Source organism: Ezakiella massiliensis, assembly GCF_059862345.1.
Genome location: NZ_JCBCEO010000002.1, coordinates 374,442 through 389,883, shown reverse-complemented (window position 1 = coordinate 389,883; position 15,442 = coordinate 374,442). Strand labels below are relative to the sequence as shown.

Annotated in this window: 16 protein-coding genes and 1 tRNA gene; all 17 read right to left on the bottom strand. The window is 38.8% G+C overall.

The features are described 5' to 3' along the window. Positions 1-100 precede the first annotated feature (100 nt). The 17 genes from AC6FXG_RS04850 to AC6FXG_RS04770 all read right to left on the bottom strand — a co-directional run bounded on the left by AC6FXG_RS04850 (position 101) and on the right by AC6FXG_RS04770 (position 15,436). On the bottom strand, positions 101-490 hold the full coding sequence (locus AC6FXG_RS04850; RefSeq protein WP_500571801.1) for a bleomycin resistance protein: 390 nt from the start codon (positions 488-490) through the stop codon (positions 101-103). A 127-nt stretch (positions 491-617) separates the two neighbouring features. Beyond that, entirely contained in the window at positions 618-1,247 is a 630-nt protein-coding gene (locus AC6FXG_RS04845; RefSeq protein WP_500571800.1) for an Hsp70 family protein, read from the bottom strand. 242 nt (positions 1,248-1,489) lie between these two features. Then, on the bottom strand, positions 1,490-3,259 hold the full coding sequence (locus AC6FXG_RS04840) for a bifunctional homocysteine S-methyltransferase/methylenetetrahydrofolate reductase (RefSeq protein WP_500571799.1): 1,770 nt from the start codon (positions 3,257-3,259) through the stop codon (positions 1,490-1,492). A gap of 1 nt (position 3,260) precedes the next feature. Then, positions 3,261-5,597: a homocysteine S-methyltransferase family protein gene (locus AC6FXG_RS04835; RefSeq protein ID WP_500571798.1), complete on the bottom strand. Its 2,337-nt coding sequence runs from the start codon at positions 5,595-5,597 to the stop codon at positions 3,261-3,263. After that, the gene (locus tag AC6FXG_RS04830; RefSeq protein WP_500571797.1) at positions 5,581-6,243 is read right to left on the bottom strand and encodes a hypothetical protein; all 663 of its coding nucleotides are present in this window, start codon (positions 6,241-6,243) and stop codon (positions 5,581-5,583) included. Before AC6FXG_RS04830 ends, AC6FXG_RS04835 begins: the two co-directional genes overlap by 17 nt. A 271-nt stretch (positions 6,244-6,514) precedes the next feature. After that, positions 6,515-6,763 (bottom strand): type II toxin-antitoxin system Phd/YefM family antitoxin, encoded by a 249-nt coding sequence (locus AC6FXG_RS04825; protein ID WP_500571796.1) that lies wholly within the window; start codon positions 6,761-6,763, stop codon positions 6,515-6,517. Positions 6,764-7,186: 423 nt separating this feature from the next. After that, on the bottom strand, positions 7,187-7,363 hold the full coding sequence (locus tag AC6FXG_RS04820) for a hypothetical protein (protein WP_500571795.1): 177 nt from the start codon (positions 7,361-7,363) through the stop codon (positions 7,187-7,189). Positions 7,364-7,426: 63 nt separating this feature from the next. After that, positions 7,427-7,642, bottom strand: a complete 216-nt coding sequence (locus AC6FXG_RS04815) for a hypothetical protein (RefSeq protein ID WP_500571794.1) — start codon at positions 7,640-7,642, stop codon at positions 7,427-7,429. Positions 7,643-7,672: 30 nt separating this feature from the next. Continuing rightward, positions 7,673-7,933 carry a hypothetical protein gene (locus tag AC6FXG_RS04810; RefSeq protein ID WP_500571793.1) on the bottom strand — a complete coding sequence of 87 codons (261 nt, stop codon included), beginning with the start codon at positions 7,931-7,933 and terminating at the stop codon, positions 7,673-7,675. A 25-nt stretch (positions 7,934-7,958) separates the two neighbouring features. Continuing rightward, positions 7,959-8,035 (bottom strand) — tRNA-Pro (locus AC6FXG_RS04805). Positions 8,036-8,071: 36 nt separating this feature from the next. Continuing rightward, entirely contained in the window at positions 8,072-8,746 is a 675-nt protein-coding gene (locus AC6FXG_RS04800; RefSeq protein WP_500571792.1) for a trimeric intracellular cation channel family protein, read from the bottom strand. A gap of 17 nt (positions 8,747-8,763) precedes the next feature. Next, complete coding sequence (cls, locus tag AC6FXG_RS04795) at positions 8,764-10,212, bottom strand: cardiolipin synthase (protein WP_500571791.1); 1,449 nt, start codon at positions 10,210-10,212, stop codon at positions 8,764-8,766. Positions 10,213-10,233: 21 nt separating this feature from the next. Next, positions 10,234-12,039, bottom strand: coding sequence for a translational GTPase TypA (typA, locus tag AC6FXG_RS04790; protein ID WP_500571790.1), 1,806 nt, complete (start codon positions 12,037-12,039; stop codon positions 10,234-10,236). A gap of 76 nt (positions 12,040-12,115) precedes the next feature. After that, a complete protein-coding gene (locus AC6FXG_RS04785; protein WP_500571789.1) occupies positions 12,116-12,502 on the bottom strand; it encodes an ATP-binding protein in 387 nt (128 codons plus the stop codon). Positions 12,503-12,724: 222 nt separating this feature from the next. Further along, complete coding sequence (locus AC6FXG_RS04780; protein WP_500571788.1) at positions 12,725-13,648, bottom strand: C39 family peptidase; 924 nt, start codon at positions 13,646-13,648, stop codon at positions 12,725-12,727. Between the two features lie 9 nt (positions 13,649-13,657). Beyond that, on the bottom strand, positions 13,658-15,199 hold the full coding sequence (gene murJ, locus AC6FXG_RS04775; RefSeq protein ID WP_500571787.1) for a murein biosynthesis integral membrane protein MurJ: 1,542 nt from the start codon (positions 15,197-15,199) through the stop codon (positions 13,658-13,660). Between the two features lie 9 nt (positions 15,200-15,208). Beyond that, entirely contained in the window at positions 15,209-15,436 is a 228-nt protein-coding gene (locus AC6FXG_RS04770) for a hypothetical protein (protein ID WP_500571786.1), read from the bottom strand. Positions 15,437-15,442: the final 6 nt, after the last annotated feature.

Genomic DNA, 15,442 nt, shown 5'->3' with positions numbered 1-15,442 from the left:
TCCTCCTTTCTTTGAAATAAAAAAGACGATAGAATTATTACTTTCTATCGTCTTGTATCTTTAGTATTTAGTTTTATTTAGCTCGACAAACTGGTATTTGTTAATTTGTAAATCTTAACAAATACCCATTGGGATCTTGAATTAAAAACTCTATTTGCATTTTTTCTATTCCATTAACTTGATATATGTTTCTGGTTAGCTCTCTGTATAATTTTATATTCAAATTATTCACTAATTGATACAGTTCTTCAATATCATCGACAGCTATTGAAAAATTTATTCCTCTTCCTAAAGGATATACTAGCTCACCTATATTCCAACCATCATCATGAATTTGTTCGAACATAAACTGACTTTCTTGAAAAGACATGAAAACGAATTTATCTTCAACACGTTCATATTCAATTTTAAATCCTAATTCACTATAAAATTTTTTAGTCAGATTAATATCAAAAACTGATAATTCAGGAATCATCCTACTAAAATCCATATTCCCTCCTTGACAAATACTAATTTATCCAAACCGCTTTAAATTTTCATCACAAAATAAGACTCTTTAAAGAATCCTTAGTTTTATTGGTATGCTATTTACAATACCCATTGTTAAAATGGATACTCTAAGCAGCACACCAACTATTTATTTTTTGAGTTTTAAACTTTGGTAGAAGTCTTGAACTCCTTATATTTACATAACTATTTGCCTCTATCACTATTATGACACGAAACCCCCCACCCAGGTCATAGATCATTATATTTTGATTTTGCGAATCCTGACTGATCCCATAGGCAAGAGCTGCAGCCGTCGGTTCGTTAATTATTTTAAGTACTTTTAGACCTGCTATATTTCCAGCGTCTTGAGTTGCCTTTCTCTGAGCATCATTAAAATAAGCTGGAACAGTAATAACTGCTTCTGTAACTTCTTCCCCTAAAAAATCTTCGGCACTTTTTTTCATTTTCTTCAAAATAATTGCCGATAGCTCTTCAGGTGTAAAGAGCTCGTTATCCTTATTGCTAAATTTGAAGGATGGTTCCCCCATATGTCTTTTGATATAGCTCACAGTGTCCTCGGGATTTATCAAAGCCTCTTCCTTAGCGGCTTGCCCAACTATAACGCTCTCGTCTTCAAAAAATATAACAGATGGAGTTGTGCGTCCGCCTTCGCTGTTGGGAATTACCTCTGGCTTACCATCTGAGTTTATATAAGCCACGCATGAGTTTGTCGTGCCTAAATCGATACCAATTTCCATTGAATAACCACCTCTCAAAAATAATTAAATCTACTTATTATTATAGGCTAAAAGTAAGAAATAAGCAACAAAATTAAATAGTTGTTCAGTTTTTTCTAGGCAAAAATAAGATCATTTTATAAAACTAAACAAAAAATATTAATATCTATTAAAACAAATTTTATATTCATTTTCATAGAGCAATTTTTTATAAAATAAAAAAGGAGACCCATTTTTAAATGACTCTCCCAAAATTTTTAAATTTAATTTTTAAATATTCCTATAAGCTCGCCCACTATATCCACCCTACTAAAAGGCGTGATTATATAAAAACCATCTACGTGATCTTCAATCTCTTTCATAAAATCTGCGGTGATTTCCACTGCAAGCTTTGAGGCCTGGTCTCTATCCAAGTTTTTGTAACGGTCGATAATTTCATCGTCAAGTCTAATGCCCGAGGCTTCTGAATTCATAAAGATTGCGTTATTGTAACTAACGATTGGCATGACACCGCCCATTATATAGGCGCTTAGCTCTTGGCGGGCAATTTTTACATTCTCCACAGCATTTTTGGATATGACTGGCTGAGTGTAAAAGACCTTTACTCCAGCTTTTTCTTTGGCCTGGGCCCTCTTTATTTCCAAATCAAACTTATTGGCATTTAAGTTTAAGGCGCCGCCGATATTCATCTCATTTGTAAAAACTTTCTCGTTCATGTCCGCTACCATGCCTGCAAATTTGGTGGAATTAAATTGAAAGACCGATTTGACTTCGTCTTTTTCTGCCGTTGGCACTGGGTCGCCTGTAATGGTAATAATATTTAAAATATTTTCCAAATTTAATCCCAAAAGCAAGGCCTTGGATGCGTTTACATTTCGATCTCTACAAGTCATGTGGACAATAGGCTCAATACCAATTTCATTTTTTATTTTATATGCAGTGAGGCTGGCGTCCACCCTGACCCTGGCAACTGGGCAGTCGGCAATTGTAATTCCGTCGGCCCCAGCATTGGCCAGTGCCTTTACATTCTCCATATATTTTTTCATATTTAAATCCTTGGGCGGATCAAACTCAACGACTATTGGCTTTTTCCCGTGCTCAAGTTTGTTCCTAAAGAGATTTTCTGTGTATGGAGTATCAAGACGAAACTGTTTTTTCTTGGTCGGTCTAACTTTTGTGTAACGATACTCAGAAATCCTCTCTGTAATTTCCTTAATAAATTCAGGACGGGTTCCGCAGCAGCCACCAATAATTTGCACACCGTATTCTAAGAATTGCAGGGTTGCATTTGAAAAATAATCCTTGTTAGCACTGTAATAAGTCCGATTTTTTATAACTGTAGGATAGCCGCCGTTTGGCATAATGGAAATAATTTTATCCGGCAAATTTATTTTTTCAATGTATTCACGAAGTCTTAAAGGCCCGGACACACAGTTAAAGCCAACTGCATCTATGTCCTTGGACTCGGCCGCTTTGAAAATCAAATCTTCGCCAACTTCCCCAGTCCGCGTGAGTCCGTCAGCTCCAACCGCAAAGGAAGTGATGATAAAGGCATCAGAATCTTTGCCCTTGATATACTTAGCTAGGTCCAAAAGTTTATCTAAATCTGAAAAAGTTTCAAACAAAAAATCATTAATTCCCTTGGACAAAAATATATCTATAATTTTTTTGCCCTCAGCCAAGTCTTCGTCAATCGAGTGTTCTTTGGTCTTAGGAATTGGGCCAATGTCAGCAAAGACTAGTGTGTCCGTCTTTGCCACCGCCCGTTTGGCCAGATCAATCCCAGCTTCTATTACATTTTTTACAACAGAAAAATCCGTCCCCAGTGAGACCGTGTTGGCCTGGAAGGTGTTGGTCTTAATGGCCATGGCTCCAGCGTCCACATACTCCCTGTGAATCTCATATATCACTTCAGAGTCAAAGAGATTTGCCATCTCGCACTCGGGCATGACCCTAGTCGATTTGTCCGGATAATAGGTCCCCATGGCCCCGTCAAAGACCAGGGGAAATTTTATATTTTTTACATTCGTCATTTTATTCACCAAAAATTTCTTTCGCCACGCTTACGTTTGTCTTGGCATCCTTGAGATAATAATTCGCCTGGATTTCCTCTGCATAAGCTTCGGTTAGGACCGCTCCACCAACCATTATCTTGGCATCGGGCAATTCTTTTTTTATTTGCTCAATTGTTATCTTCATGTTTTCCAAGGTCGTCGTCATAAGTGCACTTAAGCCGATGAGTTTAATATTTCTCTTCTTGGCCTCAGCCACAATTGTCTCTGGGTCCACATTCCTGCCCATGTCGATGACATTATAGCCGTAGTTTTCTAATATGACCTTGGCAATGTTTTTTCCAATGTCGTGGATGTCCCCCTTAACACTTGCGACTATGATATCGCCCTTGGAAATAGTTTCCTTGCCGGACTTGACAATTGAGGCCTTGATAACTTCAAAACCAGCCTCAGCTGCGCTGGCACTTTTTATTAGTTGGGGAAGAAAAATTATTCCCCTTTCAAAATCGTCGCCTACCTTATCAAGGGCTGGAATCAAATAATTATCCACAATTTCCAGCTCAGTTTTTTCCTTTAAGAGGACTTTCACTTGGTCCTTAACATTTTCCTTGAGCCCCTTGTAGACGGCTGTTTGAACATCCATGTCTACATTTTTTTCTTTATCAGTCGCCTGTATTTGGGAGAACTTTTCTACAAAATTATCAACAGCCCCTTCTTGGTTGGTCAGGACTTTAAAGGCGGCAATAGCCTCCATCATCCTGGCGGAATTTGGATTTATAATTGCCATGTTGAGGCCGGCATTCATTGCCAAAGTCAAAAAGCTGGCATTAATAATATCCCTACTCGGCAAACCAAAACTAATATTTGAAACGCCAAGTAGGGTTTTTACGCCCAGCTCATCCCTGACTAATTCCATGGTTTTAATGGTCTCCATGGCCCCTTCAGGATTAGAAGAGACGGTTAAGGTCAGGCAGTCGATGTATATATCTTCTCTATCAATCCCCTCAGCCTCGGCCCTCTTTACAATTTTTTTCGCCAAGGCCAAACGGTCTTCGGCCTTCTCTGGAATCCCCTTTTCATCTATCAAGAGGGCGATGACTTGGGCATTGTATTTTTTTACAAGTGGCAAGATGGTGGTGAGTTTTTCTTCTTCACCGTTAACTGAATTGACGATAGCCTTGCCATTATAAACTCTAAGGGCAGATTCTATGGCCGCAGGATTGGTCGAGTCAATTTGCAGGGGCGTATCCAAAACTCCTTGTAAGGCCTTCACTATTTTTGCCTGCATGGCCGCTTCGTCAATGCCAGGAAAACCTACATTTACGTCTAAAATTTGAGCCCCAGCATCTACTTGGGCGATTGCTTCTCTGATAAAAAAGTCCATGTCCTCGTTTTTGAGAGCCTCTTGGAATCTTTTTTTGCCAGTTGGATTTAAGCGTTCACCAACCACCTTAAAGGCATAATTATTTAAAATTTTCAAGGCTGATGATGGACCAGAAATTTTATTTATCTTTCTTGTCTTAACTGGCTTGCCCTTGTATGAATAAGCCAAGATTTTTATAAATCTTTGGTCTGTACCGCAGCATCCACCAATGTATTTGACGCCCAAGTCTAAAATTTGCCCCATAGTCTTGGCAAAATCTTCGGGCAATAAATTATAATTGCCGTCCATGTCTGGAAAACCAGCGTTGGGCTTAACTATTAAATCAATATCTGTTAAGCCAGCAAGCTTTTCTACCATCTTAACCATCTCAGCCGGCCCCAGGGAGCAGTTGATGCCAAGGGCACTCACGCCCAGGCCTTGGACCATGTTAACAAAAGTCTCCATGCTCACGCCTGTAAAAGTTCGACCGTCTTCTTCAAAAGTCATGGTTACAAAAATAGGCTTGTCAGTAGTTTCGTGGGCAGCCAAAATTGCCGCCTTAACTTCCAAAAGGTCGGTCATGGTTTCTATTACAATAAGATCAGAATTTTCCTCGCCAGCCTTGATGACTTCCTTGAAAATATCAATGGCCTCTTCAAATTTCAAGGCCCCCATGGGCTCAAGCATTTCCCCTATTGGTCCTATGTCGAGGGCCACACGTGCGCCAGTTTTTTGGGCAAGATTTTTGGCGTTTGCAGTCGCAGCCTTGACCACCTCTAGGGTTTTTTTAGATCCTATCTTCCGCCTGTTGGCACCAAAAGTGCAAGCGTAAATTATATCAGACCCTGCGTCAATATATTTTTGGTAAACTCCATTTACCATATCAGGATTTTTTATATTTAATAATTCTGGAATTTCGCCTACTTCCATGCCGGCCTTTTGCAGCATGGTTCCCATGGCCCCATCCAAAATCACAACTTTATTTTTGGTATCCACAATCTTCCCCCCTTTTCCTAAATTCACAATCCATAAATAACCTGCAAGACTCGCAGCCCCTGTGCCTGTGAATCTGTTTGTTTTTAGATACTCCCAAAAGTGCACTTATGGACTTCCTGGGAACCATAATCCCCTCTCTTGTAGTCGTAAGTCCCAATTCTTTTTTTGCATTTATCAAAGTCAAAAATTTATCTTGAATGCCAATTGGCAGGTCGCCATAGCCCGGTGAAAACATATCAGTAAAATAAAAACCCTCGAAGTCCTTTTGCAAGGTCTCAGCCACATGGTCAACCAATGCTTCCACAGCAGCACTGGCCGCCGCATCTGTAACCACGCTTAGGCTCAAATCTGTGAAAGATAAACGGCGGACCTCCATTTCAATCTCTTGGCCCAAAGTTACAGCCAGCAAAATGATCTTAAAAGAATCCTTTACCAGGTCATTTATATCTTGGCCCATGAGAATATCTTTTAAAGTGGGATCATCCTTGTCAAAGACCCTGTAAACATATTTGGGCCGGGAAACCTTCTCTACAATGGCCAAAGCCCGATCAATCTCATCCATAATTTCCCCAGGAATTTCACCAGACCTGTAGGACAAATATTTTAATATTGCATTTTTATTTATAGATTCAAAAAAATTGTTCATAGCCTACATTATACCATAGATTCAGGCAAAATCCTAAAAAAATTTACAAAAAATTAGATAACAAATAAATTTCTATTCATAATTCGAAATTTCTTAGCCATATAAAAACAAAAATTAATTTTTGCCAATAAAAAAGCACGCCTAAGCGTGCAAAGAACTTTTATCTTTTAAAATCTATTTAATATTCAACTCTTTTTTAACCCTCTTGTAAGACCTGGGAAAAAATTATATTGTGTTCCATTGCCATTTCATAAACACTAAAAATACATAATTACCAGTCGACATCTTTTTCCCTTATCGTATCTTCGACATCAACCTTGAGCCCATCTTCGATTTTTTCCTTCATGCCAGGAAGGGAATTCAAATACAAGGTCTCCATTAAACCCCTATAGTCCTCTTCGCTCATCACAATTGCGTTGCCAGACTTAGTGCTAATATTAATAACCTCATTATATTTTATAGTCCCATCCAAGAGCTCAAAAATATTTTTTCTAAAATTAGTGACATTTATATTATGCATACCACTCCTCCTTATATGTGCATTATATAGTACGCAATTGCAGATATCAATATATAGATGATTCTATTGTATTTTTTATATCTTTTTCATTCTTTAAACACCAACATTTAAATGTTGGAATCATTGCTTCTTCCATTAAATCCTGCTTGATTTTTTCTGTAAAAATGGGTATAATACATATACAAAAGGTCGTCCTCTTCCCACCAAAGGCTACTGATAGTAATTTCTTTAGTTTGAGGGGGTGGGCCTTAGTCTATAAACCAGGATTTTCTCTTTATACTGAGAATTATCCTGGTTTATTTTCTTTTGTAAATACCTCTTAGTACATAATCTTCAATTATCATAATCTTATCAATAAAACTATATCTACTATTTTGCCCATACAAACATCCTTATTATTAAAAAAGCACCTCTAAAATCTATTTAGCGTGCTTTGTCTCCTAGCCAATCCTTGCCATATAATTTTCTTCCATGCTCTTGAACTTTTTTTGCAATTTCTTCACTGCGCTTAATTTGTTCAGGGGTTAGTTTATGGTAGCTTTCTGAGTCTATCCTTGCCCTGTAAGCTTCATATTTTTCTTTGCTTGATAATTTTTCCATAAAATCACCTCATTAGTATATATATCCAATACATTGTTGACTATTTTCTTTAGATAAAAATCGCTATACAATTTCTGCCCAAATTATATCCTTGATATAAAAACCGTCAATTGTTCCATCTTTTCGACCATATATTTCTAGCACTAATATTGGTTCTTGTATTTCATCATCTTCTTCAGGCATAACTATCTCTCTGGCATATCCCGAATAGTTTCTATTGTCATCTAATTTTATAGTTATAATTCTATCCAATAATTTATTAATTTCTTCAAGTTTCATAAAGTCACTTCCTTTTAGTATTTGGCGGAATTAAGTGACATTGTCCATTATGTCTAATATTAGCCTAATAAGATTTTCTATGTTTCTTTTATCCTCTTTTATATCTTCAAAATCAAAAAGATTTTCAATAAATTTCTTAAAAGATTCTTCATTTACGCTTTTATTCTTATTTAGATATTCTGCTATTTCTCTAATTTCACCGCTATACTCATCATCAGGTGCAAAATCTAACAAATCATACGGATCCCAGTTATCAATTATCTCTTTTATTCTTTCATACATTTCTTTCATTTTATTTCATTCCCAAAAACAAAAATGGTCGGGATGACAGGATTTGAACCTGCGGCCTCATCGTCCCGAACGACGCGCGCTACCGACCTGCGCTACATCCCGACAACTTTTTCATTATAGCACTGGCATTTTTCCTTGTCAATTATTGACACTGCCATCAAGTAGGTCACTGTTGACATTTGGCAGGCTCCACCTATATTTTATTGACAGAAGTCTGATCAGGATAATTATTATTACGCTGATTAAAAAAGCCTTGGGCTCTCTGATTATTGGTCTAAGGTACAAGAATGAAAGTCCGCCCACAAGGGATGCCATGGCGTAAATTGTATTTCTGGTAAAAATAATTGGGATGAAACCTGATGATATATCCCGCATGTATCCTCCGCCACATCCTGTGACTATGCCCACAAAGATCAAGAGGAATTTATTTTGCCCGTGGCCCATTCTCATGGCCATGCTAATACCATTTATTGTAAAGATGGCAAGGCCAATGGCGTCAAAGACCGATACTACTTTTACATACATAACCATAAATTGTTTGTTATTAAATTTATTATTGTGCATAAAAAATAATATGAGTACAATGGCGGTTACAATTGAAACGCTGGTGTAGATTGTTTTTATAAAAGCGGTTGGTGGTGTTATCCCTAAGATTATATCTCTAAATACGCCCCCACCTACTGCAGTCATAACTGCGATGACAATTATGCCAAAGATATCCATGCCCTTTCTGATTGCAACCAGGGCCCCAGATGATGCAAATGCAATTGTACCTATTATTTCTAAAATATAGTATAGCCTATCAAAGTCCACTAAGGTCCTCCTCTTTCTTATAATAATGGGCTTAACAATCTGGAAAAGTTTTCCTTAACCTTGACAATCTTAGATCTCTTGTCGTAGATTTCCTTGGTAATCTCGCTTGAATTTTTTTCTATATCTGTCAAAAATTTATTAGAAAATTTAAGGGCGGTTTCCCTATCATAGACAAAGGCATTGACTTCAAAATTCAAATGAAAACTGCGTTCGTCCATGTTGGAAGTCCCAACCGTTAAAATTTCGTCGTCAATTATCATGACCTTGGAATGCTGGAAGCCCTTTTCATAAAAATAAAATTTGACTCCCGCCTTCAATAGATCTCCCACATAAGACAGGTTGGCCCAGTAGATAAATGGGTGGTCGCCCTTGTAGGGGAGCATGACTCTGATGTCAACTCCAGATAGGCTTGCAACCCTAAGACCTTCAAGGACCGAATCGTCAGGAATGAAATAAGGCGTTTCTATATAAATAGTTTTTTCTGCCAAAGAGATCATCTTTAGCATGCCGTCTTTTACACTAGGCCAAATGGAGTCAGGCCCAGCACTTACGATTTGCATGGGGATTTTACCTGAGGCTTCTGGATTTCTAATTGGTTTTTTATATTGAACTTCCTTGCCTGCTGCAAATGAAAAGTCCAGTTCAAAACGATATTGGAATTTTTGAACAGCATCTCCCATAACGCGAATGGCCGAGTCCCTCCAGCCATCAAATTTCCTGCCGCCAGTGATGTATTCATCGCCAATATTGTATCCGCCAACATAACCGATTTTACCATCAATTACATAATTTTTTCTGTGGTTGCGGTAGTTGATTCGCGGCGATATAAAAGAAATAAAGAAGGGAAAGAAAAATTCAACTTGCACTCCGCCAGCCCTAGCCCTTTTGACATGCTTTTTCCAAAAAGTTCTGGCGCCCATGCCGTCTGATAAAAGTTTAACATCCAGGCCGTCTTTGGCCCTCTCGATAAGCAGGTCAACAAGTTCTTGGCCAATCTTGTCCGCCCTCATAATATAAGTCTGAATGTAAATATATTCTTTGGCATTTCTGATATCTTCAAAAAGTTGGTCAAAGAGCTCCTCACCTTCAAAAACAGTTTGAATTTCATTGTTAAAAGTGAGTTTGCTTTGAGAGTTTAGATAGAGCATTTGAAAGAGGCTTTCGTATCTTCCCATGTAATCTCGATTAGCCAGAGCCCCATTATATGAAAGCAGAAAATCCTCACTTACATCTAAGTGCCCCTTACTAGTGCCTAGGTCCTTGATGCCCTTCGATTCAAACATCTTCCGCTTGTTAAAGTCACGGCCCAGCCACAAATACAAAAAGAAACCGGCGCCTGGCAAGAGGACCATAATCATGATCCACAGCCAGGTCGACCTGGTGTTCCGCCTTTCCATAACTATAATTACAATGGCTAAAACTGTATTTATCCACAATAAGTTAGAAAAAATTTTTGCAGCAGTCATCTTCTATCTCTTTAAATCCTTTTACTTTTTACTCTTGTATCTCTTTTGATTTGATAAAATTTTCTTTCTAAGTCTAATTGATTTTGGAGTTACCTCAATCAATTCGTCGTCTTCTATAAATTCCAGGGCTTCTTCCAAGCTCATAACGATTGGAGGCACAAGCCTCAATGCGTCATCAGTACCAGCTGCCCTCATGTTTGTCTTTTGTTTTTCCTTGCCGACATTTACTTCAATGTCAAGGCCCTTTGGGTTTTCTCCCACAATCATGCCCTCGTAAACTTCAACGCCTGGTCCAATAAATAAGTTGCCACGTTCTTGGGCTTGGTAGAGGCCGTAAGAAGTTGAAGTTGTCGTTTCAAATGCAATCAAAGATCCCATTTGTCTTTTTGGAATGTCACCCTTGTAAGGTTCATAGGCTTTGAATTCTGTATTTAAAATTCCTTCGCCCCTGGTGTCTGTCATAAATTCTTGGCGGTAACCGATGAGGCCTCGAGCAGGAATATCAAATTCCAATCTAGAATAGCCGCCCCTTGACTCGGTCATATTGCGGAGCTCGCCCCGTCTTTGGCCAAGCTTATCCATAACAGGACCAATGTAGGCCTGGTCAACGTCAATCGTTACCCTTTCAATTGGTTCGCACTTTCTGCCGTCGATTTCCCTATAGATAACTTGGGGTTTTGAAACTTGGAATTCATAGCCTTCCCTTCTCATTGTTTCAATTAAAACTGAGATGTGGAGTTCACCACGACCATAAACGATAAAGCTATCTGTCGTGTCAGTTTCTTTAACCTTCATGGAAACGTTGGTTTCTATTTCCTTCATCAAGCGTGCACGTACCTGCCTACTGGTTACAAAATCGCCCTCGCGACCTGCAAATGGTGAATCGTTTACGCTAAAGGTCATAGAAATTGTTGGCTCTGAAATTTTAACAAATTCAAGAGCTTCTTCGCCTTCAACTGTTATGGTGTCTCCAATTTCTATATCTTCAATGCCACTTATAGCTACAATATTGCCGGCTGTTGAATTTTCGACTTCAACTCTATTTAAGCCATCAAATTCAAAGAGTCCACTGATCTTTGCCTTGGCGTGCCTATCAGGATAAGCCTTGTTGATAACGACCATATTTTGCTTTTGGCTAATAGTCCCGCTTTCGATTTTACCAATACCAATACGGCCCAGAAAATCGCTGTAGTCAATGGTAGAGATAAGGAGTTTTGGATTTGCATCCACATCTCCGTTTGGCCTTGGAATGTATTTTATAATCGCATCAAAGAGATCTTTCATATCCTTGGCTGGCTCTAAAGCGCTGTAGCCGCAGTAACCGTCCCTGGCTGATGCAAATAAAAATGGTGCATCCAATTGATCGTCGCTGGCGCCCAGTTCGATAAATAAATCCAAAACCTCGTCAATGACATCGTCAATGCGGGCATCTTTTCTGTCAATCTTATTAATAACTACTATAACCTTGAGGCCCAGTTCAAGTGCCTTCTTCAAAACAAATTTGGTTTGTGGCATTGGTCCCTCGTAGGCATCTACCAGCAAGAGAACTCCGCTTGCCATCTTTAAAACCCGCTCAACCTCGCCACCAAAATCGGCGTGGCCCGGTGTATCAATAATATTAATCTTGGTATCATTATAATAAATCGCTGTATTTTTACTTGTAATTGTAATTCCGCGTTCGCGTTCAATATCGCCCGAGTCCATGACCCTGTCTTTGACAACTTGATTTTGTCTAAAAATCCCAGATTGTCTGAGCATGGAGTCAACCAAAGTTGTCTTGCCGTGGTCAACGTGAGCGATAATTGCTATATTTCTAATATCTTCCATAAAAACTTCCTTTCACCCGTAATTATACAACAAAAAAGGCACTCTTTACAAGTGCCAAAGCGTTTATAATCAGTTTTTACTTAATATATTTAATACAAGTGACAATATTTGCACAAGCCTGGAGCTCATCAGTCAGTGCTCCCACAATGCCAAGTCCCCTGCCACCCATAAGTGACGCGTCTGACCTTGGCCTTAGAGGCCTTGTAATTCCCTTGCCCTCATCCTTGACTGCAATGGTGATTTGCGAGTCCAAAATGTGGATGGCTAGCCAAATATTTTTTCTCTCATCCATCATATTCCCATGCATGGCCGAGTTAATCATGAGTTCGTTAAGTATGAGCCTAATATCAAAAAGCTCTTCGTCATCATTTATGTAATTGCTAATCAGGTCTATGACATTGCGGTTAAAATTTTTTATGTCATCAATGTTTGAGCTAACCGACGCATAGTAATCAAAACTCATAGACTCACTCCTTTCCTAGAGTTTTTATACCCAGCTTTAAAATTTTATAAACAGCAGAAGCCTTTAAATTGCAATTTTCACTCATTTTTATTAATTTTATTTAACAAAAGTCTCTTTTGTTTTTTGCAAAAAATAAATTTTTTCTGATAAATGTTTTTGATTAAGAAAATTTACCCACAAAAAAACTGCATTAACTTTTAAAAAGCCATGCAGTTATAATCTTTATTTTTTATAAATTGTCCAGGCGCCTTTTACAATTTGAGTTAGCTCATCAAATGGGAGTTCCCTTAGCGAATACTCGATTGAGTTGGAATCGTTTATTATAAAGCCCTTGTCATTGTAGCCAACTATTAACATATAGTGGCCAATATTTGTAAACTTAGACTTGCCAATATTTATAAGTATGGGATTACCCGTATCCAAGTGCCTCTTGTACTTGGACTCTACTGTTGGCAAATTGTCAGAACCTATACCCCGGCTGGCTAGAAGATCTCGAATGCCCTCCCAGGAAGTCCCAATATTTTTTAAATAATAATTCTTCTCCCTCATCTCATCCATTATTGCAAGAGGATTTTCCGAGCCGCCGTAGCCGTTTATAATCATGGTCGCAGTTGTTGGTCCACAGCCAATAATAGCGTAGGGCTCTTCATATTCCCTGTAGCCCCAACGCTCATCCCAGAGAATGTATAAAGGAAATTTCCTATTTAATTCGTAGGTCTCCTCAGGCTTTGACGAAATGTTTTCAAAGGTATTTTTCTTATCAGCGTATCCACGCACAAAGGCAAGGGCCCTTGGCCGATTGGCTCCCAGCTTTAAAAAGCTATCCGGATAAAGGTCGGCGTGGTCGTAAATGTATTTGGCGTCATCGGATTTTTCTCCGTAAGTCTTTAGCCTTTGAAGAGCCGCCTCCTTGTTATCGACAAGTTTTTCTTGCAATTCAATTGGCTGGACATCTGCATCTTTCTTTTCTACGATCTCAATGTCCCCGTTTTTTTCTGTATTTGTTCTTGTATCTTCTACTATTTTTATATTTTGTTTGCTCCCTTCGGTCCTTGCTATATACTTGTCCTCAAGGACTATATAAATCATTACGACCGCAGCGATCAGACCAAACATATAAAAAATTGTTCTTTTTATTTTACGCATAAACTTCCTTTATTTTTTGAATTTAGCTTTTACAGTTTCGATTAGCAAGTGGACTTCCCTTACCCTTAGCGCCTTGCAGGCTAGAATATAAATTATAACTGACAAAGCAATTGTTACTAAGAGCATCAAGGCTTGCATGCCCCTGCCCACTGCAAAAACTATAATGGCATCGTAAATCAACCTGGTAAATACTCCCATAACAAGGCTTGCTAAAGCCATTTTGGCCATGTTTATGAGGACATTTGCCTCATTAAAGGCAACTTTTTTTCTAAGGAGTACATAAAGAGTCACCGCTGAAAACAAAGATGAAATTGCAGTTGCAAGTGCAAGACCCCTGTGGGCCAAAAATCCTATCAATAAAAAATTCAAGAGGATATTTATGCCGACAGAAATCATTCCCGTAATCATCGGCGTTCGAGTGTCCTTCATTGAGTAGTACATATTTTCCAGGGTCATCCTAAAGCTTTGCCCTATAAGTCCCGGTGCGTAAAATAAAAGTGCACCCGATGTTAAAATCGTAGCCGTTTGGTCAAAGCGGCCCCTTTCAAAGAGGACTTTGACAATTGGCGTGGATAAAATCATCATGCCAACGGTCGCCGGCAAAACTACAAGGGCTACCAAGCTCATGGATGATTCAAAGAGGTCGCCAGTTTTTTTGACATCTCTTTCTTCAACAGCCTTGGCGAGTTTAGGAAATACAACCGAAGTGATGGCCACAACAAAAACAGAGATGACCATGGTGTTTACCTTTGACGCGTAGCCAAGCGATGAAACCGAACCTTCGACTAGCTTTGAAGCAAGCGACCGGTCGATTAGCATATTTAATTGGTAGACTGCGCTGGATAAAATTATTGGCATGACCAATTTAAAGGTCTCACTTATGTGTTCATCGTGAATTTGCGGTTTAAATTTGTATTTGAGCCCCCGCTCTCTGAGGGCTGGAATTTGTATAAAAAATTGGCTGGACGAAGCCACAAGTGTACAGACCATGAGTCCTGTTACAGAAGGATTTTTTTGAACCAACAAATAGATTATAAAAATAAAATTGTAGGGAATCCCCATTAATGCGTGAGGTCCATAGACTTGGTCGGACTGCAGGTAAGCGTTCGACACATAGGTGAAGGATAAAAATACAATCATGGGCAGGCCCAGTCTTAGCAGGTAGACAACCGCATCAAAGACACGGCCTTCAAAACCAACTGCCAATAATTTTACATAAGGCCTTGCAAGCACGAAAACAAGGGCCATAAGCGCCAGCGTTATGACCAGGGTTATGCTCATAATATTAGAATAGAAATTGTTTTTGCCCTCTCTGCCGTATTTTCTTTTGACCTCAGCAAAGATTGGGACCAAGGTCGTCTGTAAACCTCCGCCCAAAAGTCCCATTACAATAATTATACCATTGGTGGCTGTGTAATAGATGTCAGAGTCCTGGCTTGCACCAAAACCACGGGCAATCAAAACCTCGCGGACGAATCCAAGGATTTTTGAAATCATTAAAAACAAGGATACAACGGCCGCCCACTTCCTGGTGTTGTCTTTTTTACTCATCTTTATAGGTTAGTTTTCCTCTTCTTTGTTTTTTAACTCTGCTTCTTGTTGTTGGTGGCGGATACGCAGTTCTTCCTTGTGGTCCATGACTGGCTCTTCGCTAACTGATTCTGCCTCAACAGTCTTTAAAACGCGAGTTTCTTTTACAACTGGTGTGTAAACTGTGTCTAATTTATGCATAAGTCCATCGATTTTTGCATTTAATTCTTCTTTAATTCTTTCAAATTTGTCTTCCATATTGAT